At 61.3% G+C, this 17635-nt stretch carries 17 protein-coding genes; 15 read left to right on the forward strand and 2 right to left on the reverse strand.

What is annotated here, in order from left to right; genetic code table 11:
• Nucleotides 1-143: 143 nt before the first annotated feature.
• The 14 genes from alaS (at nucleotide 144) to DXD16_RS05820 (ending at nucleotide 13298) form a co-directional block, all read left to right on the forward strand.
• Nucleotides 144-2801, forward strand: coding sequence for an alanine--tRNA ligase (gene alaS, locus DXD16_RS05755; RefSeq protein WP_117655419.1), 2658 nt, complete (start codon nucleotides 144-146; stop codon nucleotides 2799-2801).
• Between the two features lie 17 nt (nucleotides 2802-2818).
• Nucleotides 2819-3247: a Holliday junction resolvase RuvX gene (ruvX, locus tag DXD16_RS05760; RefSeq protein ID WP_117583450.1), complete on the forward strand. Its 429-nt coding sequence runs from the start codon at nucleotides 2819-2821 to the stop codon at nucleotides 3245-3247.
• Nucleotides 3240-4631, forward strand: a complete 1392-nt coding sequence (gene mltG, locus DXD16_RS05765; protein WP_233502632.1) for an endolytic transglycosylase MltG — start codon at nucleotides 3240-3242, stop codon at nucleotides 4629-4631. Before ruvX ends, mltG begins: the two co-directional genes overlap by 8 nt.
• A gap of 2 nt (nucleotides 4632-4633) precedes the next feature.
• Nucleotides 4634-5131, forward strand: coding sequence for a YqeG family HAD IIIA-type phosphatase (locus tag DXD16_RS05770; protein WP_117655421.1), 498 nt, complete (start codon nucleotides 4634-4636; stop codon nucleotides 5129-5131).
• Nucleotides 5132-5139: 8 nt separating this feature from the next.
• Nucleotides 5140-5673, forward strand: coding sequence for a shikimate kinase (locus tag DXD16_RS05775; protein WP_117655422.1), 534 nt, complete (start codon nucleotides 5140-5142; stop codon nucleotides 5671-5673).
• Nucleotides 5670-6779: a hypothetical protein gene (locus DXD16_RS05780; RefSeq protein ID WP_117655423.1), complete on the forward strand. Its 1110-nt coding sequence runs from the start codon at nucleotides 5670-5672 to the stop codon at nucleotides 6777-6779. The genes DXD16_RS05775 and DXD16_RS05780 overlap by 4 nt, the downstream gene beginning before the upstream one ends.
• Nucleotides 6780-6910: 131 nt before the next feature.
• Nucleotides 6911-8041 (forward strand): Xaa-Pro peptidase family protein, encoded by a 1131-nt coding sequence (locus DXD16_RS05785; protein WP_117655424.1) that lies wholly within the window; start codon nucleotides 6911-6913, stop codon nucleotides 8039-8041.
• Between the two features lie 159 nt (nucleotides 8042-8200).
• Complete coding sequence (gene efp / locus DXD16_RS05790) at nucleotides 8201-8764, forward strand: elongation factor P (protein WP_006233983.1); 564 nt, start codon at nucleotides 8201-8203, stop codon at nucleotides 8762-8764.
• A 24-nt stretch (nucleotides 8765-8788) separates the two neighbouring features.
• Nucleotides 8789-9151, forward strand: a complete 363-nt coding sequence (locus DXD16_RS05795) for an Asp23/Gls24 family envelope stress response protein (RefSeq protein WP_006233982.1) — start codon at nucleotides 8789-8791, stop codon at nucleotides 9149-9151.
• A 3-nt stretch (nucleotides 9152-9154) separates the two neighbouring features.
• Nucleotides 9155-9742, forward strand: a complete 588-nt coding sequence (nusB, locus tag DXD16_RS05800; RefSeq protein WP_117639362.1) for a transcription antitermination factor NusB — start codon at nucleotides 9155-9157, stop codon at nucleotides 9740-9742.
• A gap of 2 nt (nucleotides 9743-9744) precedes the next feature.
• Nucleotides 9745-10011: an exodeoxyribonuclease VII small subunit gene (locus DXD16_RS05805; RefSeq protein ID WP_117655425.1), complete on the forward strand. Its 267-nt coding sequence runs from the start codon at nucleotides 9745-9747 to the stop codon at nucleotides 10009-10011.
• Between the two features lie 8 nt (nucleotides 10012-10019).
• On the forward strand, nucleotides 10020-10823 hold the full coding sequence (locus DXD16_RS05810; protein ID WP_117655432.1) for a TlyA family RNA methyltransferase: 804 nt from the start codon (nucleotides 10020-10022) through the stop codon (nucleotides 10821-10823).
• Nucleotides 10820-11680, forward strand: coding sequence for an NAD(+)/NADH kinase (locus DXD16_RS05815; protein WP_117655426.1), 861 nt, complete (start codon nucleotides 10820-10822; stop codon nucleotides 11678-11680). The genes DXD16_RS05810 and DXD16_RS05815 overlap by 4 nt, the downstream gene beginning before the upstream one ends.
• Nucleotides 11670-13298 carry a DNA repair protein RecN gene (locus tag DXD16_RS05820; protein WP_117655427.1) on the forward strand — a complete coding sequence of 543 codons (1629 nt, stop codon included), beginning with the start codon at nucleotides 11670-11672 and terminating at the stop codon, nucleotides 13296-13298. The genes DXD16_RS05815 and DXD16_RS05820 overlap by 11 nt, the downstream gene beginning before the upstream one ends.
• A gap of 221 nt (nucleotides 13299-13519) precedes the next feature.
• Here DXD16_RS05820 and DXD16_RS05825 read toward each other — a convergent pair whose 3' ends face one another.
• Nucleotides 13520-14377: a MurR/RpiR family transcriptional regulator gene (locus DXD16_RS05825; protein WP_117655428.1), complete on the reverse strand. Its 858-nt coding sequence runs from the start codon at nucleotides 14375-14377 to the stop codon at nucleotides 13520-13522.
• Nucleotides 14378-14650: 273 nt separating this feature from the next.
• Here DXD16_RS05825 and DXD16_RS05830 point away from each other — a divergent pair, with 273 nt between their 5' ends.
• The gene (locus DXD16_RS05830; protein WP_117655429.1) at nucleotides 14651-16654 is read left to right on the forward strand and encodes a fructose-specific PTS transporter subunit EIIC; all 2004 of its coding nucleotides are present in this window, start codon (nucleotides 14651-14653) and stop codon (nucleotides 16652-16654) included.
• A 421-nt stretch (nucleotides 16655-17075) separates the two neighbouring features.
• Here DXD16_RS05830 and DXD16_RS05835 read toward each other — a convergent pair.
• The coding region (locus tag DXD16_RS05835) for a transposase (protein WP_147326457.1) at nucleotides 17076-17635 on the reverse strand (560 nt) is incomplete at its 5' end.

Consider the following 17635-nt stretch of genomic DNA (forward strand, 5'->3'; position numbering starts at 1 on the left):
TCGCGTTAACATTCATACGCGCTAACATGCAATTTCGCTGAAGGGCCGGCATTGTGCCGGCCCTCTTTTTTGCACTTGCGCGGTGGGATGGTAATATCGTTACGTTTGAACTGTTTCGATGTGAAACCGAGGAGATTCCCTCTATGAGTGCTGACTACCCGTCAATGACTACGGCCGAGATTCGCTCCAAGTTCCTCAACTTCTTTGAGGAGCGCGGTCTTAAGCTCTATCCTTCTTCGTCCCTCGTCCCCGACGATCCTTCGCTGCTGCTTGCCAACGCCGGCATGAACCAGTTTAAGGAGTACTACCAGGGCAAGAAGACCATGAAGGAGATCGGCGCGATCTCCTGCCAGAAGTGTGTCCGCACCAACGACATCGACTGCATCGGTGAGGACGGCCGTCACCTGTCCTTCTTTGAGATGCTCGGCGACTTCTCCTTTGGCGGCGTCTCCAAGCAGCAGGCCTGCGCTTGGGCCTTTGAGCTCATCACCAAGGAGTTCAAGCTGCCGCTCGACCGCCTGTACTTCACCGTCTTTACCGAAGACGACGAGACCCACGACGTGTGGCGCTCTCTGGGCGTTGCCGAGGATCACATCTCCCGCCTGGGCGAGGACGACAACTTCTGGGCCGCTGGCCCCACCGGCCCCTGCGGTCCGTGCTCCGAGATCTACTTTGACATGGGCGAGGAGGTCGGTTGCGGCAGCCCCGACTGCAAGCCTGGCTGCGACTGCGACCGCTTCCTTGAGTTCTGGAACCTCGTGTTTACCCAGTACGACCGCCAGGAGGACGGCTCCATGCCGGAGCTGCCGCACCGCAACCTCGATACGGGCATGGGTCTGGAGCGCATGGCCGCTATCATGCAGCACAAGACCGCTAACTACGACGGCGATCTGATGCAGCACCTCATCAAGCTCGGTGAGAAGATCAGCGGCAAGACCTATGACGCCGACGATTACTCCGGTGCCAGCCGCTCCCTGCGCATCATCGCCGACCACTCCCGTGCCGTCGACTTTATGATCTCCGACGGCATCCTGCCCGGTAACGAGGGTCGCGAGTACGTCCTGCGCCGCCTGCTCCGTCGTGCCGTGTTCCACGGTCGTCTGCTGGGCATCGAGGGCGCCTTCCTGACCAAGTTTATCGACGAGGTCAACGCTCAGATGGGCGAGGCTTATCCCGAGCTGCTCAAGAACGTCGCGCTCGTTAAGGGCATCGTCGCCTCCGAGGAGGAGCGTTTCTCAACGACGCTCGACAACGGCCGCGTTTACCTGGACGAGGCCCTGGCCGCGCTCGCCGACGGCGCTGTCCTTCCGGGCGATGTTGCCTTTAAGCTTCACGACACCTTTGGTTTCCCCATTGACCTGACTGTCGAGATCGCCGGCACCGCCGGTCACGACGTCGACATGGATGGCTTTACCGCTTGCATGGAGGACCAGAAGGCCCGTGCCCGCGCCAACGCTAAGGGCGATGCCTGGGGTAGCTTTAACGACGTGTGGGTCGAGCTTTCCGACAAGGTTGCCGCGACCGAGTTCGACGGCTATGACAACGACGCCATCGAGGGCGCCAAGGTTGTCGCCATCGTGCGCAACGGCGAGTCCGTCGAGTCCGCTGCTGCCGGCGAGGATGTTGAGGTCGTGCTCGACCGCACCCCGTTCTATGCCGAGATGGGTGGCCAGCAGGGCGATGCCGGCGAGCTTTCCGCCGAGGGCGTTGTTCTGGCCGTTGCCGACACCAAGAACCACAACGGCCTGTATGCTCACGTCGCGCACGTTGCCGAGGGCACGCTGACCGTCGGTGCTACCGTGACCGCCGCGCTCGACGCCGAGCGCCGTGGCTTCCTGCGCCGCAATCACACCGCCACCCACCTTCTCGACGCTGCGCTTAAGCAGGTTCTGGGCGAGCATGTCTCCCAGGCTGGCTCGTTGGTGACGCCCGAGCACCTGCGCTTTGACTTCACGCACTTCGAGGCCCTGTCCTCCGAGCAGCTCAAGGCTGTCGAGGACCTGGTCAACCAGCAGATCTTCGCTTCCAAGCCGGTTGTGACCCGCGTCATGGGCATCGACGAGGCCAAGGCCGCCGGTGCTGTCGCCCTCTTTGGCGAGAAGTACGGCGACGTCGTCCGCGTTGTCTCCGTGGGCGCCGAGGACCAGCCGTTCTCTCGCGAGCTCTGCGGTGGCACGCATGCCACCAACACCGCCGAGATCGGTCTGTTCAAGATCATCTCCGAGTCTTCCACGGGCTCCAACGTCCGCCGTATCGAGGCCGTGACCTCCAAGGGTGCTCTCGACTACATGGCCGACCGCCTGGCGCTCGTTGACGCCGCTGCCGCTGCGCTCAAGTGCCGCGTTGACGAGGTTCCCGCCCGCGTGGAGAACCTGCAGGCCGAGCTGCGCGAGACTTCCAACAAGCTCAAGAAGGCTCTCACCGGTGGCTCCTCTGATGCGATCTCCGGCGCCATCGACGGCGCTGTCGAGCTGAATGGCTACAAGCTCGTTGTCGCTGAGCTCCAGGGCCTTGAGGCTGCCGACCTGCGCAATGTGTGGGATACCGTGCACCAGAAGGTCGCCGGTCCCGTCGCCTGCGTCGTCGCCAGTGTGACCGAGAAGGGCACCCCGGCCCTGCTTGCCGCCGGCTCCGATGACGCCGTCAAGGCCGGTTTCCATGCCGGCAACGTGATCAAGCAGATTGCGGGCCTGGTCGACGGTCGCGGTGGCGGTCGTCCCAACATGGCCCAGGCTGGCGGCAAGAATGCTGCCGGTATCGCCGATGCCCTCGCGGCCGCCAAGACCGCGCTCGGCGCCTAAGAACCTAAGTAGTCGCTGTGGTCGCGCTCGCACTGGACATAGGGGAGACCAGGATTGGCATTGCCGTCTCGAGCCGTGATGGCAAGATGGCGATGCCTGTCAAGGTGCTTCCGGCTGCCGAGGTCACTGGCATGGCAAAGACGTTTCGCTACCTGGTCGAGGACTATGAGCCCGATATCCTGGTAAGCGGACGTCCCTTGACCATGGCCGGTGAGCCCGGCCCCCAGGCCGAGCGCGTTGCCGCCGTTGCGCAAAAGATTGCCCAAGAGCTCGATCTTCCGCTTGAGTTTGAGGATGAGCGCCTGTCCTCGCAAGAGGCAAAGCGTATCCTGCGCGAGCAGGGACTCAACGAAAAGCAGATGAGGGGCAAGATTGACATGATCGCCGCCAGCCTGTTCTTGCAGACATGGCTCGATCGTAAAAACGAGGAGGTTTCGCATGCCTAGCGCTTCCGATCCCCGCCAGCCGAATCGCCAGGGGCAGCCTACGCCGCGCCCTGTATCGTCCGGCCAGCGTCCGATGCAACCGACGCAGCGTGCGGCTCAGCCTGCTGCTCGTCCCGCACAGCCCTCCTCTCGTGCAGCACAATCTGCTCAGCGTCCTGCCCAACAGCCCGCTGCCCGCGCAGCCCGGCCCGCAAGCGGTACCCGCTTTAAGCAGCAGGCGCCCACGCAGCGTGCGCAGGCGCCTCAATCGCATACGCGTACACATCATGCTCACGGCACACATGGCGTAGCTCCGGCCACGCGCTCGAGCTATAACACGCATGCTCGTCGCGGTACCCAAAAGAAGAGCTCGCCGGTGCCCATGATTATCGGTGGCGTCATCGCCGTGCTTGCGCTTGTCGCGATCGTTTTCTTTGTCGTGCCAGCCGTCAAGGGCTTCTTTGCCGGCGAGGATGCGAAAGTCGCTGCTGGCCAGCAAGTTACTATTACGATTCCCGATGGCGCCTCGGGTGATGCCATCGCTTCGATTCTCTCCGAGAACCATATCGTCGAAGACCCCAAGGATTATTACGCGGCGGTCAAAAAGCTCAATGCCGATATGTCGCTTAAGCCTGGCACCTACTCGTTTACCACGCTCATGGACGCGACCAAGGTTGTTCAGCAGCTCATGGAAGGCCCCAATGCGGGCTCCGATGCACTGACTATCCCTGAGGGCCTGACGGTCGACCAGGTCGCCGATTGTGTGGCCGCGGCATACGACAGCATTTCTAAGGAAGATTTCCTTAACCAGGCCAAGGCGAGCAATTATGTGAATGATTACGCTTTCCTTAAAGATGCCGTGAACGATTCGCTCGAGGGCTTCCTATTCCCCAAGACCTATTCGTTGGGTAAGGACCCGTCTGCCGATGATGTGATTCGCGCCATGCTTGACCAGTTCAACGCCGAGTATAAGTCGCTTGACTTTGCCAGCTGCGAGGCCAAGATCAAGGAGCGCTATGGCGTGGAGATGTCCGATTACGACATCGTTAACCTTGCCTCGATCGTCGAGCGCGAGGGCCTCAACGCCGATCAGCGCGCGCATGTGGCTTCGGTTTTCTATAACCGTATGGCGGGCAAGCTCGATGGCCTGCGTTACCTCAATAGCGATGCGACCATGATGTATGTCACCGGCGGCGAGGTTACCGCCGACGACCTGCAGAGCGATAGTCCGTATAACACCTATAAGCACGAGGGGCTGCCGCCCACGCCCATCTGCTCTCCGTCGCTCGAGGCGCTCAAGGCTACCCTTGAACCGACCGACTCTGATGACCTGTATTTCTACATTACACAGGACGAGGAGTATTTCTCGAAGACCTACGAAGAGCACCAACAGTCTTGGAATTGATCATGAGGATTTTTAGCCCCAAACGATATGTTGCCTCAGTTGACCGCATCGACCTCGATAACCTCTGGGCCGACGGCAAGCGCGCCATTCTACTCGACCGCGATAACACCCTGGTGCCGCGCGATACCGAGCAGGTTCCCGCTGCGGTTTCAGCTTGGCTCGAAGCCGCCCATGAAAAGGGCTTTAAGCTGTGTATGGTGTCCAATAACTGGCATCGCGACCAGGTCATGGCATCGGCGCGCGAGCTGGGGCTCGAGGCTATCAGCCACGCCATGAAGCCCGCCCCGTTTGCCCTGAAGGCGGGTCTTAAGCGTCTGGGCGCCACGGCCGACGAGGCCGTGCTGATCGGTGACCAGCTATACACGGACGTGTGGAGCGGTAACTTTGCCGGCGTTGACACTATTCTGGTCAAGCCGCAGGCGACCCAGGACCTGTGGTACACGCAGATCTTCCGTATCTTTGAGCGCCGGGCCCTGCGCGACCTTCCCTGCGAGGAATAGGTTTCGCCATGTCTCAGCACATCAAACACGGCTGCGACCATATCTTCTTTATCGGCTTTTTGGGCGCGGGCAAGTCGACGCTTGCGCGCAACGTGGGCACTATGTTCAAGCGGCGTTTTATCGATACCGATCGTTTGGTTGTGCGTCGATGCGGCAAGTCGGTGACCGAGATATTTAAGACCGAGGGCGAGGATCGTTTTCGCGAGCTCGAGACCTCGGCACTCCGTTCGCTTCAAAGCGAACGCAGCCTGCTGGTATCGTGCGGGGGCGGCATCGTCGAGACGCCGGTGAACATTGAGCTGATGCACGAGATGGGTACCTGTGTGTACCTCGAAGGCGACTTTGAGGACTCGTTGCGCCAGATTCGCCGCTCCGATACCCGGCCCGATTTCCGCTCGCCCGAGCACGCTGCGCGCCTGTTTGAGCATCGCCGTCCGCTGTATCGCCGGGCCGCCGATATTACCCTTGATATTCGCAACAAGTCCTTCGAGGACGTTTCCTACCTTTGTGCCGAGATGCTTTTGGAGCGTGGACTGCTATGATTCGCCGTCAACTTATCAATTTCCAAAACCGCAGCGTCGATGTCCGCGTCGGATTGGGCGCGTTCGAGGAGCTGCCGCGCATGTTTGCCTCGGCTGTGGGCAAGCCTAAGCGCGCGATGGTGGTTTGGAACGACGCCACATCCGAGCGATTTGGCGAGGTTGTCGAGCATGCACTGGTTGACGCCGGTTTTGCCGTGTCGCTGCTCGTCCTCGAGGTTTCCCCTGCCGGTGCTACGCTTGCCGATGCCGATACCGTCTTTGGCGCCCTGTCGGCTAACGGCATTACCTGCGACGATCTCGTTGTCGCTGTCGGCGACACGGCGACCTGCTCGGTCGTTTGCTGGTGTGCCAATCAGTGGTGCGGTCGCACCGAGTGCGCCTTGCTGCCGACGACGTTCGACGCCATGCTCACGGTCGCGACGACCATGAAGCCGCTCGTCGCCTCGTCGGCGCATGCGCTTCCCGCTATCGCGTTCCGTCCCGAGCCGGGCTTGGTCGTGTGTGACCTCGACCTTGTACGCGAGGCGGACCCCGAGGATCTCAAGCTCGGCTATGCGGTGCTCGTTGTCACCATGCTTTCGAGCAGCAAGTCCCGCTGGAATCAGTTTACTGAGACCGTCCCCGAGATTCTCTCGGGCGAGGAGGTTGCGCTCGTCAATGCCGTTCAGTGGTCTCAGACTGCACGCAAGGACGTACTGATGGCCACGAACCCGAGCGCCCGCCATGCGCTCGATTTTGGCAAGACGGGGGAGCGCACCCTGCGCGCCTGCTTGGGCGATGCCGCTTCGCCGGTGCCTGCCTACCAGCTGTTGTCCGAGGGCATGCGCTTTGAGGCGCGCCTAGCCCATGATGCCTGCGACTTCGATATCGATTACGTCTTTGAGGTCGATGACTGCCTGGAGGACTTTGGTATCGAGGAGCTTGCCTTTGATTTGGAGCCTGCCGCATATATCGAGGAGTTCCGTAGGCAGCAGTTTGCCCGCTCGAACCGCAGCATGTTGCCGCTGCCCGCGGCACTCGGCGCCATTCGTTTAACGAGCGTTGAGGACGAGGTTCTTGAGCGCCATGCTCACGCCTACTTGGCTTCTCGCAAAGAACTTCTCTAAGATTTATTGACATCCATCGTCTTTCGTATCATGTTGAGGGGCGGGTTTCAATCGGTCGTGGATCACATGCGATTCCGTCGTTCGGTTGAGACCCGTCCCGCACTTTTAGAGACAACAAGAAAGGAATCTGCATGTCAGAGTTTGCTGCCGGCCCTGCCGGTCGTATCGAGCGTGTCCGTGTCCTGATGGCTGAGCGCGGCTACGACGCTATCGTGGTTCGTGACGAGGCCAATCTTCGTTGGCTTACGGGCGTGAAGGGCGTCTTCGACTACACCTTCGAGTTCCCGCACGCGGCGTTTATTACGGCTGACCAGTGCCTGTTCCATACCGACTCGCGCTACCTCAACAGCTTTGAGGAGAACACTCCCGCCGGCAGCCCCTGGGTCTACGACATGGACGAGGGCACCATCCCCGGTTGGGTCGCCGACAAGATCGCGGCCAACAAGTGCCGCGTCTGCGCTGTCGAGGACGACATGCAGATCAACTTCTACCAGGGTATTCAGCGTGGCCTGGAGGATCTTTCCGTCGCCTGCATGCTGCCGCTGATGCATGACGACATTCGCAAGATGCGCGCCATCAAGGATGCCGAGGAGATCGAGCTCATGCGCCATGCGCAGTCGATCACCGACGCCGCCTTCCAGCATATGCTCGGCTTTATTAAGCCCGGTATGACCGAGAAGCAGGTTCGCAACGAGCTCGAGAACTTTATGTTCGCCAACGGCGCCGACAGCTTGGCCTTCGGCTCTATCGTGGCGAGCGGCCCCAATACCGCCAACCCGCATGCCGTCCCCAGTGATCGCGTGATCGAGAAGGGCGACTTCGTCCTCATGGATTACGGCGCGGGCTACTGCGATTATCGTTCTGACATGACGCGCACCGTCGTGATGGGCGAGCCCACCCAGGAGCAGCTCGACTTGTACGCGCTCGTACGCCGCACCCACGAGGAGTGCGTCGCCGCTATCCATCCGGGTGTCGAGGGCAACGACATTTTCAAGCTTTCCAAGAAGATCATTGGCGATGCCGGCTATGGCGATTACTACAACCATGGTCTGGGCCACGGCGTGGGCATTGACATCCACGAGCTGCCCAACTTCAACCGCAGCAAGAATATCATCGAGGTTGGCTCGGTTATTACCATGGAGCCCGGTGTCTACCTGCCCGGCGCGGGCGGCGTGCGCCTGGAGGACTACGGCGTGGTCACCGAGAACGGCTACGAGCCCTTCACCAAGACGCCGCATGACCTCCACGTCATCGATTGCTAGCTCATTTCGATAGATTTTTGGGGCGGGGCGTCCGGATCGATTCGGACGCCCCGCGTTCTCTTTTTATGCGCTCGCTGCAGGCGCCGTCTGCAAGTGTATAATTTCGGTCGTATGTAATTTGGACGCTTGTGCGTTCTGCCCATAACAAGAAAGGTCGATATGCCTACCATTTCTACCGCCGACTTCAAGAACGGCCTCGGTCTCCGCATTAAGGACAAGGTCTACACCATCGTCGAGTTCCAGCATGTCAAGCCGGGCAAGGGCGGCGCATTTGTGCGCTACAAGACCCGCGACATCAAGAGCGGCCGCGTCGTCGAGAACACCTGCAACGCCGGCACCAAGTTCGAGAGCGTCATGCTCACTACCCGTGAGTTCCAGTACCTCTACAACGATGGCACTGACTACATCTTCATGGACAACGAGTCCTATGAGCAGGTTCCCGTTCCCGAGGACATGGTGGGCGAGAACTCCAAGTGGCTGCGCGAGAACGACATCTGCCAGCTGCTCTTCGCCGACGATGAGCTCATGGGCGTGACCCCGCCGATGTTCATCGAGACCACCATCGTCCAGACCGACCCGGGCTTTAAGGGCGACACCGTCCAGGGTTCCACCAAGCCGGCCACGATCGACACCGGCGCTGTCATCCAGGTCCCCATGTACCTCAACGAGGGCGAGGTCATCAAGGTTGACACCCGCGACGGCAAGTTCGTCTCCCGCGTCTAGCAACCAACTCTTCTAGGAGGACTCATGCCCCAGGAAATCAAGATTGACGGCATCGGCATTTCGCCCGATGTTCTGACCGCCATCGTCTCGCGCGCCGTGTCGGATGTCGAGGGCATCGCCTCCGTTGGCGTCAAGGACCTTGCCACCAACCTTGTCTCCATGATGCTCTCGTCCAAGGCCCCGGCTTCCGAGCCGGCGGTCGAGGCCGAGGTCGTCGGCGACAAGCTCGCACTCACCGTGCGTGTCGTGGTGTTCTTTGGCTATCCGTTCAAGAAACTCGCCGAGGCCGTTCGCGCCGCCGTGGTCGCCGCCATCGATGCCCAGGTGGGCGTCGAGGTTGAGCGCGTTGACGTCTGCATCGACGGTCTCGTTTTCCCCAAGGAGTAACCTTTGAGCCTTAAGGTTTATCGCGGGCGCACGCTTGCCCGCAGTCAGGCGCTGCAGCTGCTGTTCCAGGCCGAGGCCACGGACAGCCCGCTCGAGCGCGTCCTCGAGGGCGATTTCCTGATCTCGAAGGGTCCCCTCGACCCCTATGCGCTGGAGCTTTGCCGTGGTGCCTACGAGCATATCGATCGCATCGACTGCGCCCTCCGCGCCGTCGCCAAGAACTGGGATCTTATGCGCATGCCCGGCGCCGACCGCAACCTGCTGCGTATCGCCGTCTACGAGATGCGCTTCCTCACCGACGAGGAGGTCTCGGACGCTATTGTTATCAACGAGGCCGTCGAAATCGCTAAGGCCTATGGCACCGACCAGTCCGCGTCGTTCGTCAACGGCGTGCTGGGCAAGATCGCTCGCAGCGAGGAGCTGCCGGGCGAGGACCTGTACCAAGAGCTGCTGGCCGAGGATCGCGCTCGCGAGGAGGCGCAGGCTGCCGAGGCGGCCGCAAAGGTCGCTGCCGCTCAGGCTGCCGCCGGTGTACTTGCCGAGGATCCGGACGCTGCTGAGGCCGTCGAGGCCGACTCCGTCGAGGAGTAGCCATGCCAGAGGGTTCCGTCCGCAACTTCGATGAGATCTCGGATCGCCTGGACCAGATCGTCGCCACCGTTCGTTCCAAGGATACGTCCCTGGAGCGTTCGCTCGATTTGTTTGACGAGGCGATTGAGCTGGGTTCCCGTGCGGTCGATATGGTCGACAAGTTTGAGCTGACGCCGCGTGAGGCCGACAAGCTCGAGCAGGAATACGATGAGGATGCGGCAAACGAGTCCCAAGATAGACAGGCCGCATCCCCGGATACGAATGGTTGATGGCATTCATGAAACGCGTGCGTCTCGATGACGAACTGATTTCACAGGGCATCTGCGCCGATCGCGCGGATGCCCTTCGCACTCTTATGGCCGGCTTGGTTTCGAGTGGCGGTGAGCGTTTGACCTCTCCGGGGCTCAAGGTGACGCCGGGTCTGCCGCTGCACGTTAAGGGGCGCATTCCGTACGTTGGGCGCGGCGGCCTTAAACTCGAGGGTGCGCTCGATGCGTTTTGTATCGATCCGACGGGCCTTGCCTGCCTGGATGTAGGCTGCTCTACCGGCGGCTTTACCGATTGCCTGCTCAAGCGCGCCGCCGCGACCGTTGTCTCGGTCGACGTGGGCCGTGCACAGTTTGATTGGTCGCTGCGTCAAGACGATCGCGTGACGCTTCATGAACGCACCAACGTGACGCAGCTGCCCGAGCTTGGCTATGAGAGCGCTATCGACTTGGCTGTGTGCGACGTGTCGTTTACCAGCATCGCGAACATCATCGATGCGGTGCTGGCGTGCCTGACGCCTATGGGTTCGTTTTGTACGCTGGTAAAGCCGCAGTTTGAGGCTCCGGCGGCGCTGGTGGGCGAGGGCGGTATCGTGACCGATCCCGCCGTGCGTGTCGACACGCTCGTTGCGGTCATCGAGCTGTTTGCCGCGAAGGGATTGTTCCCGGTCGATGTGTGCGTGTCGCCCATCCATGGCGCCAAGGGCAACGTTGAGTTTTTCCTGTACGGCACGAGGTTTGCCCCCGGCGAGCGCTCGAATGACGAGCTGCAAGCCCGGGTATCGGCTTTGAGCGAGAAAGCTGCAACGCTATGAAGGTCTTTCTGGTTCCCAATTACTACAAGCAAGAGGCGGTCGAGAGCGGCCTGATGCTCGAGCTTTGGCTTTCGCGCCAAGGCTACGAGGTCGCATGGGCTGCCGACCAGCGCTCCAAGATTCAGAGCACGCCCGATGTTGACGATGCCGACCTGGTCATTACGCTCGGCGGCGACGGCACGCTGCTGCGTGCCGCCCGCATTCTCAACTACCGTGAGATTCCCATTTTGGGTCTTTCCTATGGTCACCTGGGCTTTTTGACGGCGGCCAGTCCCGAGGAACGCGACGTTTTGCAGGTTGTGAGCGATGCCCTGTCCGGTGAGCTCCACGTGAGTCGTCGCGCCACCATCGCCGCAGACATCGTTTCCGTGCGTGAGGACGGCACCAAGGATGTCGTGCGTTCTTTTGCCCTCAACGACATGGCGCTCACGCGCGGGCCGCTTTCCGATATGGTCGAGTTCGACATCACCGTGTCGGGCCACCATATCGACCGCTTGCGCGGCGACGGTGTGGTCGTATCGACGGCGACCGGATCTACGGGCTATGCGCTTTCGGCCGGTGGCCCCATCGTGAGCCCCGATTACACGGGTATGGTTTGCGTGCCGATCGCGCCGCATACCATTCAAGCTCGCGCTTTCTTGACTTCGCCAAGTGATGTCGTCGAGATCTTTATGTCCGATGATCGCCCGAGCGTGCCGGCTATTGCCATTGACGGACAGTTTATTACCTGCGACGGCACGGTTGAGAGCGTGGCCGTGCGCCGAGGCCCCGGCGATGTACTGCTGCTCGACTACGGCCCCGAGAGCTTCTATAACTCGGTGAGCCGCGTGTTCTACGGAGTTCGTCATGATCGATGAGCTGCAGGTTTCAAACATTGCACTCATTCGCGAGGCGACGTTGGTGCCGAGTGCGGGCCTAACGGTTTTGACTGGCGAGACTGGCGCCGGTAAGACTGCGCTGCTCTCGGCGCTTAAGCTCATCTTGGGCGAACGAGCAGATTCGTCGACCGTGCGCGAGGGCGAGGCGCTTGCGAGCGTCGAGGCGCGCCTGTTCGATGGCCCGCACGACGCGGAGGGCTTCACCGTGCAGCGCGGCCTTTCTGCCGAGGGCCGCAGCCGCGTCAAGATTGATGGTCGCATTGCCAGCGTGCGCGAGCTTTCCGAGCGCGTCGGCGTGATGATGGATCTTTGCGGCCAGCACGAGCACCAGCGTTTGCTCGATCCGGCGCATCATGTTGCCATGGTCGATGCATGGGCTGGGCGCTCTGCGCTCGAGGTGCTGGAAAAGTACCGTGCCTGCTTTAAGGCGTCGCGTGCGGCTGCCAAGGAGGTCCGTCGCGTAGAGGAGGCGTCGCGTGCGCAGGGGAGTCGCGTCGAGGAAGCGCGCTTCGCCCTGGAGCGTATCGCCGAGGTCGACCCCAAGCCGGGTGAGTATGAGGAGCTCGAGGAGCTGCTTCCGCGCTCCGAACATGCCGAGGTATTGGTTGCCACAGCTAACGATGCCCATGCATCGCTTACTGCCGAAGGGGGAGCGCTCGATGCCGTGAACGGTGCCGTGGCAGAGCTGTCGCGCATGGCGACTGTCGACCGCAAGCTGGGCGACATCGCCGACGCACTTTCGGACGCCTGCATCTCACTCGAGGATTGCGCCAACGAGTTGCGTGCTTATCGCGATGGCGTTGCGTTCGATCCTCGCGAGCTCGCTCGCATGCGCGAGCGGTATTCCGACCTCAAGGGCCTGCTGCGACAGTGGGGTCCCACCATGGACGATGTATTTGCCATGCGTGACCGCTCGCGGGAGTTGTTATCGCTGGTGGACGATGGTGACGAGCAGATTAGGAAGGCACGCGAGGCACTCGGCGCGGCGGAGCACGAACTGTTCGCCGCTGCCAAGGCGCTTAAGCGCGCACGTAATACGGCAGCCCCGCGGTTTTGCCACGAGGTGGGTCGTCAGATGGCACGCCTTGAAATGGGCGGCGCTGAGCTGGTTTGGGAGTCGCGTGATCTTCCGCGTGCCGAGTGGACGCCGGCGGGGCCTTCGAGCTACGAGCTTTTGTATCGCAGCGGCGCCGGATTGACGCCGCGTCCCTTGCGCCGCATTGCGTCGGGCGGCGAACTGAGCCGCGTTATGTTGGCGAGCAAGGTTGTCCTCGGTAATGCGGACGGCGTCGACACGCTGGTATTTGACGAGGTCGATGCCGGTGTCGGTGGTTCCACGGCTCGTGCTCTTGCTGGCGTGCTGGCCGATCTTGCCGCCACGCATCAGGTCATCGTCGTAACGCACCTGGCGCAGGTCGCCGTCATTGCTGACAAGCATTACGTAGTCAGCAAGGAGCCGGGCGATGTTCCCCAGACGCACTTGGACGAGGTGACCGGCGATGCCCGTACCGCAGAGATCGCTCGCATGCTGAGCGGCGATCAGTCCGAGGCAAGCCTGGCGCACGCTAGGCAGATGCTGGAAGAAGCGCGTGCTTAGGCCGAGCCGCCACATGCATGTCCGACCCGGTCGCCACGAAACCGGCCCATCTACTACGTTTGATAGGCTATCGGCAACCACGTCAAGAATTGCAAAAAGAAAACCGCAGGTAGAACGCCTGCGGTTTTCTTTTAAAACGCGATGTGGTCGCATATTCCGATTTCATCGTAGTAAACCGGCATAGTTTTGTGGGAACGGCACATAACGTCCCCCGCTAAAACCTACTCCACGACCTTGTCCGGCTGGATGAGCTCCTCGTAGTAGCTGATGTGCTCTCGGGCGTCCTCGATTTCGGGTAGCAGGAAGTTGTAGATGACCTCTATGATCATCGTGGCACTCATCTTGGAGAATGCGAAGTCGCCCGTTGTCAGCAGCGCCTCGTGATTGACGGTATTAAAGGTGTAGTCGGCTAGGCGCGCAAGCGGAGACTTGCTGTCGCTGCTGATGACGACTACGGTAGCACCGCAGTCTCGAGCTGCTTTTGCCATGCGATTTAGTCGGCGCGACTTGCCAGAGTTCGAGATCAGCACGATAACGTCGCCGGGGCGCAATGTGAGCGCGAAACCAATCGAGGTCTCGCTGATGGTGCTTGCCATGCAGCGAAGGCCCAGCTGCGAAAACTTAAACGTCGCGTCGAGCGCGACGGCATTGGTGTTGCCTACGGCCGCGAACTCAATAACGCCGGCATTCTTAAGCGCGTGCACAACGGCCGTTAGCGTATCGTGGTCAATCCCGTCGATGGTCGCGTTAAGCTCGCTCACCTTGGCAGCCAAGATATTTTTAAGACTCTGTTCCATGTTGTCGAGCGAGACCTCGTCGGTCAGGCCCTCGTTGCGCTGACTCTCCAAGTCGCGCGCCAACGAAAACTGAAAGCTGCGGAAGCTGCCAAAGCCCAGCTTGCGGCAAAAGCGCGAAACCGTCGCCTCGGACGTGGCGGCGGCTCGTGAGAGCTGGGCGGCCGTCAGGCGCGGCGCCTCGGACTGGTGCTCCAATATATAGTCGACAATGCGCTGCTCGGATCCACTATATCCCTGATGAGTGCTAATAAGGGAGAGCGCGCTCTTGCTGCTATCGGTCATGGATGGCTCCTGGTTGGCATGAAATATAGGACTCGTTTTTCAATGCCATAGTATACGGGCATTTTCAATTACAAGATACACCTTGCCGTTTCAAGTGTTGATGGTAAACTTTCACCTACCGTTTACGGTTATGAAAGAACCTTTCACCGGAGAATTGGGACATTTTCCTTTCCGCGAAAGCGCTGGGTTGGTATCTTTCAGTTGTGGAAAAGCGCGCAAGGACGCGTGTGTAGGGGAGCGCCTGCGGGCGCAAAACTTAAAAAGGAGGGACACATGGCTAAGTTTGACATCATCGCCGCCACCGGTTGCCCGACCGGTATCGCGCACACCTTCATGGCGAAGGAGGCGCTAGAGAAGGCAGCTGCCGAGCGCGGTCTGACCATTAAGGTCGAGACCCATGGCCAGGTCGGTGTCGAGAACGAGCTCACCAAGAGCGAGATCGCTGGTGCCAAGGCCGTTGTCGTCGCAGCCGATAAGGATGTCCAGGCTGAGCGTTTCGCCGGTAAGCCCATGGTTTCCGTCGGCGTTTCCAAGGCCCTGTCCGTCGAGGCCGCCGGAAAGCTGATCGACCGTGCGCTCGCCGCCAAGGGCGACGACACGGTTGCCGCTGCCGCCGATGTCGAGGACGAGGTCGAGGAGAAAGAGTCCATCGGCCACGTCATCTACAAGCACCTCATGAATGGCGTCAGCCACATGCTGGTCTTCGTTGTCGCCGGTGGTGTTCTGACGGCCGTTTCGTTCCTGTGGGGCATCACGTCCTTCGATTCGACTGCTGCCGACTACAACAGCTTTGCCGCTATGCTCAAGATTATCGGCGGCATCGCCATGAACCTCATGGTTCCGGTGCTTTCCGCCTACATCGCCGAGTCCATCGGCAAGCGCCCGGCGCTCGTCCCCGGCTTCGTCGCCGGTATGATCGCCATCCAGGGCCTGCCCGTTAACGCCGAGACCGGTATGATTGACGCCGGTGGCGCCGGCGTGGGCTTCGGCTTCCTGGGCGGCATCGTCGGCGGCTTCCTCGCTGGCTATGTCATCCTGCTGCTCGAGAAGGTCTTTGCCGGTCTGCCCAAGAACCTGGACGGCCTTAAGGCAATCTTTTTGTACCCGCTGTTCTCGACCGCTATCGTCGGTCTGGTCATGCTCGGCATTTCCGGCCCCATGGCTGCCATCAACACCGCCATGATGGACTTCCTCAAGGGCCTGTCTGCCTCTGGCGCCGTTGTCCTGGGTCTTGCTATTGGCTGCATGTGCGCCTTTGACATGGGCGGCCCGGTCAACAAGGCTGCTTACGTCACCGGTACCGCCATGCTCACCGAGGCTCTGGCTGCCGGTGTCGGCACCGACACCTACAACTTCGGCACCAACTTCATGGCTGCCGTCTCTGCCGCCTGCATCGTTCCGCCGCTGATCACCACCTTCGCCGTCATCGTCGGCAAGAAGTACTTCAGCCAGGAGGACCATGACGCCGGTGTCGTCAACCTCATCCTTGGTTGCACCCACATCACCGAGGGCGCCATTCCGTTTATGACCAAGAACATCTGGCCCGTCATGCCCATCATGATGCTCGGTTCCTCCATCGCTTCGATCCTGACCATTATGTTCAACGTCCACGATCCAGCGCCCCACGGTGGCTTCCTGGTCCTGCCCGTTGTCGAGAACGGTCCGCTGTGGGTCCTCGCGATTCTCATCGGCGCTGTGGTTGGTGGCATCCTGTTCGTCGCCTTCAAGAAGTATGACTTCGAGAAGAACCAGAAGGCCGCTCCTGCAACCAAGCCGGTTGAGGCCCCCAAGGCCGCTGCTGTTGAGTCCCCTAAGGCCGAGGCTGCCGACTTCGTGAAGGTCGAGAACGTCTTTGTCGCCGAGGACTTCGCTTCTCGTGACGAGGCCCTGAGCTTTGTCTCCAACCAGGCCGTCAAGGCCGGTATCGCCGGCGACGCCGACGCCGTGATGAACGCCTTCCTGGCCCGCGAGGCCGAGGGCACCACGGGCATGATGGAGGGCTTTGCCATCCCGCATGCCAAATCTGACGCCATTACCGAGGCCGCTGTCATCGTCGTCAAGGACGAGTCCGGCGTGACCGGTTGGGACACCATGGACGGCGCTCCCGTCAACGTGGCCATCGCGCTGCTCATCCCGGGTGCACAGGCTGGCACCACGCACCTCAAGATCCTGTCCAAGGTCGCCGAGGCACTCATGGACCAGGACTTCCGTGCCACCGTCAAGGGTTCCACCGACGCCGCCGAGATCGCCAAGACGATCAACGCCCGTCTGGTCTAATCCAGCAGTCAGCGATTAATATCGCCCCCTGTAAAAAGGCGGAGACCCTCACCAGGGCCTCCGCCTTTTTCATCCCTACTCGGCACTTAGGGACGTTCCTTTTAATATGAGCAGGACATTGTCAAGAGGCAAAATCGGGCCTGGCCCCAACGATATGGGGTCAGGCCCTCTCCCTATATCAACCCGTCCGCGGCGACCTCGGCGTGTCTTACCGACGCTCGTCTTTGCAGTTTAATATCCGCCCGTGGCGATCTCTCGCTGGGCAATCCGTTGCTACGGCTGAGGCTTCTACGTCGAACCGGCAGTCTGTGCACGCGTGTGGCGCCCTGGGCGCTCGCAGAAAAGGGACCTGAGGTTCGCCTCAACGGCTTCGGATCGAACCGCTTCCGGGGTGACTGGCTTATGTGCGGGGGACCGCCCCCTACGCCTCCTCGGCCATGAGGCCGACCGCCCACACCCAGCAGGCGAGCTCGCGCGCCGTGGCGACGTTCGCCTTGTTGCCGTGGACCCCGCGCGCGAGCAGCGCCTCCCGCCTCTCGACCAGCCTCCGCACGCCCTTGGCGGCATGCCTCCGGGCGCCCCGGTCCGGGGCCTGGCCCTTGGCGAGGTCCTTCGGCCGCCCCGAGCACGTCAGGTAGTGCCACGCGGCCTCGACCAGCGTCTTCCTCAGGTGCTTGTTGCCGGCCTTGGTGATCGCGCCCCTGCGGTCGCTCTCCCCGCTGGAGTGCTCGGAGGGCGTCAGGCCGACCCACGCGGCGAACGAGCGGGCGTTCCTGAACCTGGAGAACTCGCCGGCCTCGAACACGAGGTCGGCGGCGGAAGCGGTGTCGACGCCCTTGAGGCAGCGCAGGGAGTCGACCCTCTTCCGCCACCTGGGCTTGCGGGCCTCGGCCTCGACGAGCCCCTCGAGCCTCGCCTTCTCCTCCGCCGCCCGCCTGACCGCGTCGACGTAGTAGGCGAGCGCGTCGTTGTCGGCCCCCT

The organism is Collinsella sp. TF11-5AC (assembly GCF_003436775.1).
Classification (GTDB): domain Bacteria; phylum Actinomycetota; class Coriobacteriia; order Coriobacteriales; family Coriobacteriaceae; genus Collinsella.

What these genes read in the sequence shown, in the direction of transcription:
- alaS (WP_117655419.1), top strand. Translation starts at nt 144, where the DNA reads ATGAGTGCTGACTACCCGTCAATGACTACGGCCGAGATTCGCTCCAAG.
- DXD16_RS05810 (WP_117655432.1), top strand. Translation starts at nt 10,020, where the DNA reads ATGAAACGCGTGCGTCTCGATGACGAACTGATTTCACAGGGCATCTGC.
- DXD16_RS05775 (WP_117655422.1), top strand. Translation starts at nt 5,140, where the DNA reads ATGTCTCAGCACATCAAACACGGCTGCGACCATATCTTCTTTATCGGC.
- DXD16_RS05820 (WP_117655427.1), top strand. Translation starts at nt 11,670, where the DNA reads ATGATCGATGAGCTGCAGGTTTCAAACATTGCACTCATTCGCGAGGCG.
- DXD16_RS05780 (WP_117655423.1), top strand. Translation starts at nt 5,670, where the DNA reads ATGATTCGCCGTCAACTTATCAATTTCCAAAACCGCAGCGTCGATGTC.
- DXD16_RS05805 (WP_117655425.1), top strand. Translation starts at nt 9,745, where the DNA reads ATGCCAGAGGGTTCCGTCCGCAACTTCGATGAGATCTCGGATCGCCTG.
- efp (WP_006233983.1), top strand. Translation starts at nt 8,201, where the DNA reads ATGCCTACCATTTCTACCGCCGACTTCAAGAACGGCCTCGGTCTCCGC.
- DXD16_RS05770 (WP_117655421.1), top strand. Translation starts at nt 4,634, where the DNA reads ATGAGGATTTTTAGCCCCAAACGATATGTTGCCTCAGTTGACCGCATC.
- mltG (WP_233502632.1), top strand. Translation starts at nt 3,240, where the DNA reads ATGCCTAGCGCTTCCGATCCCCGCCAGCCGAATCGCCAGGGGCAGCCT.
- DXD16_RS05830 (WP_117655429.1), top strand. Translation starts at nt 14,651, where the DNA reads ATGGCTAAGTTTGACATCATCGCCGCCACCGGTTGCCCGACCGGTATC.
- DXD16_RS05825 (WP_117655428.1), bottom strand. Translation starts at nt 14,377, where the DNA reads ATGACCGATAGCAGCAAGAGCGCGCTCTCCCTTATTAGCACTCATCAG.
- DXD16_RS05795 (WP_006233982.1), top strand. Translation starts at nt 8,789, where the DNA reads ATGCCCCAGGAAATCAAGATTGACGGCATCGGCATTTCGCCCGATGTT.
- DXD16_RS05815 (WP_117655426.1), top strand. Translation starts at nt 10,820, where the DNA reads ATGAAGGTCTTTCTGGTTCCCAATTACTACAAGCAAGAGGCGGTCGAG.
- DXD16_RS05785 (WP_117655424.1), top strand. Translation starts at nt 6,911, where the DNA reads ATGTCAGAGTTTGCTGCCGGCCCTGCCGGTCGTATCGAGCGTGTCCGT.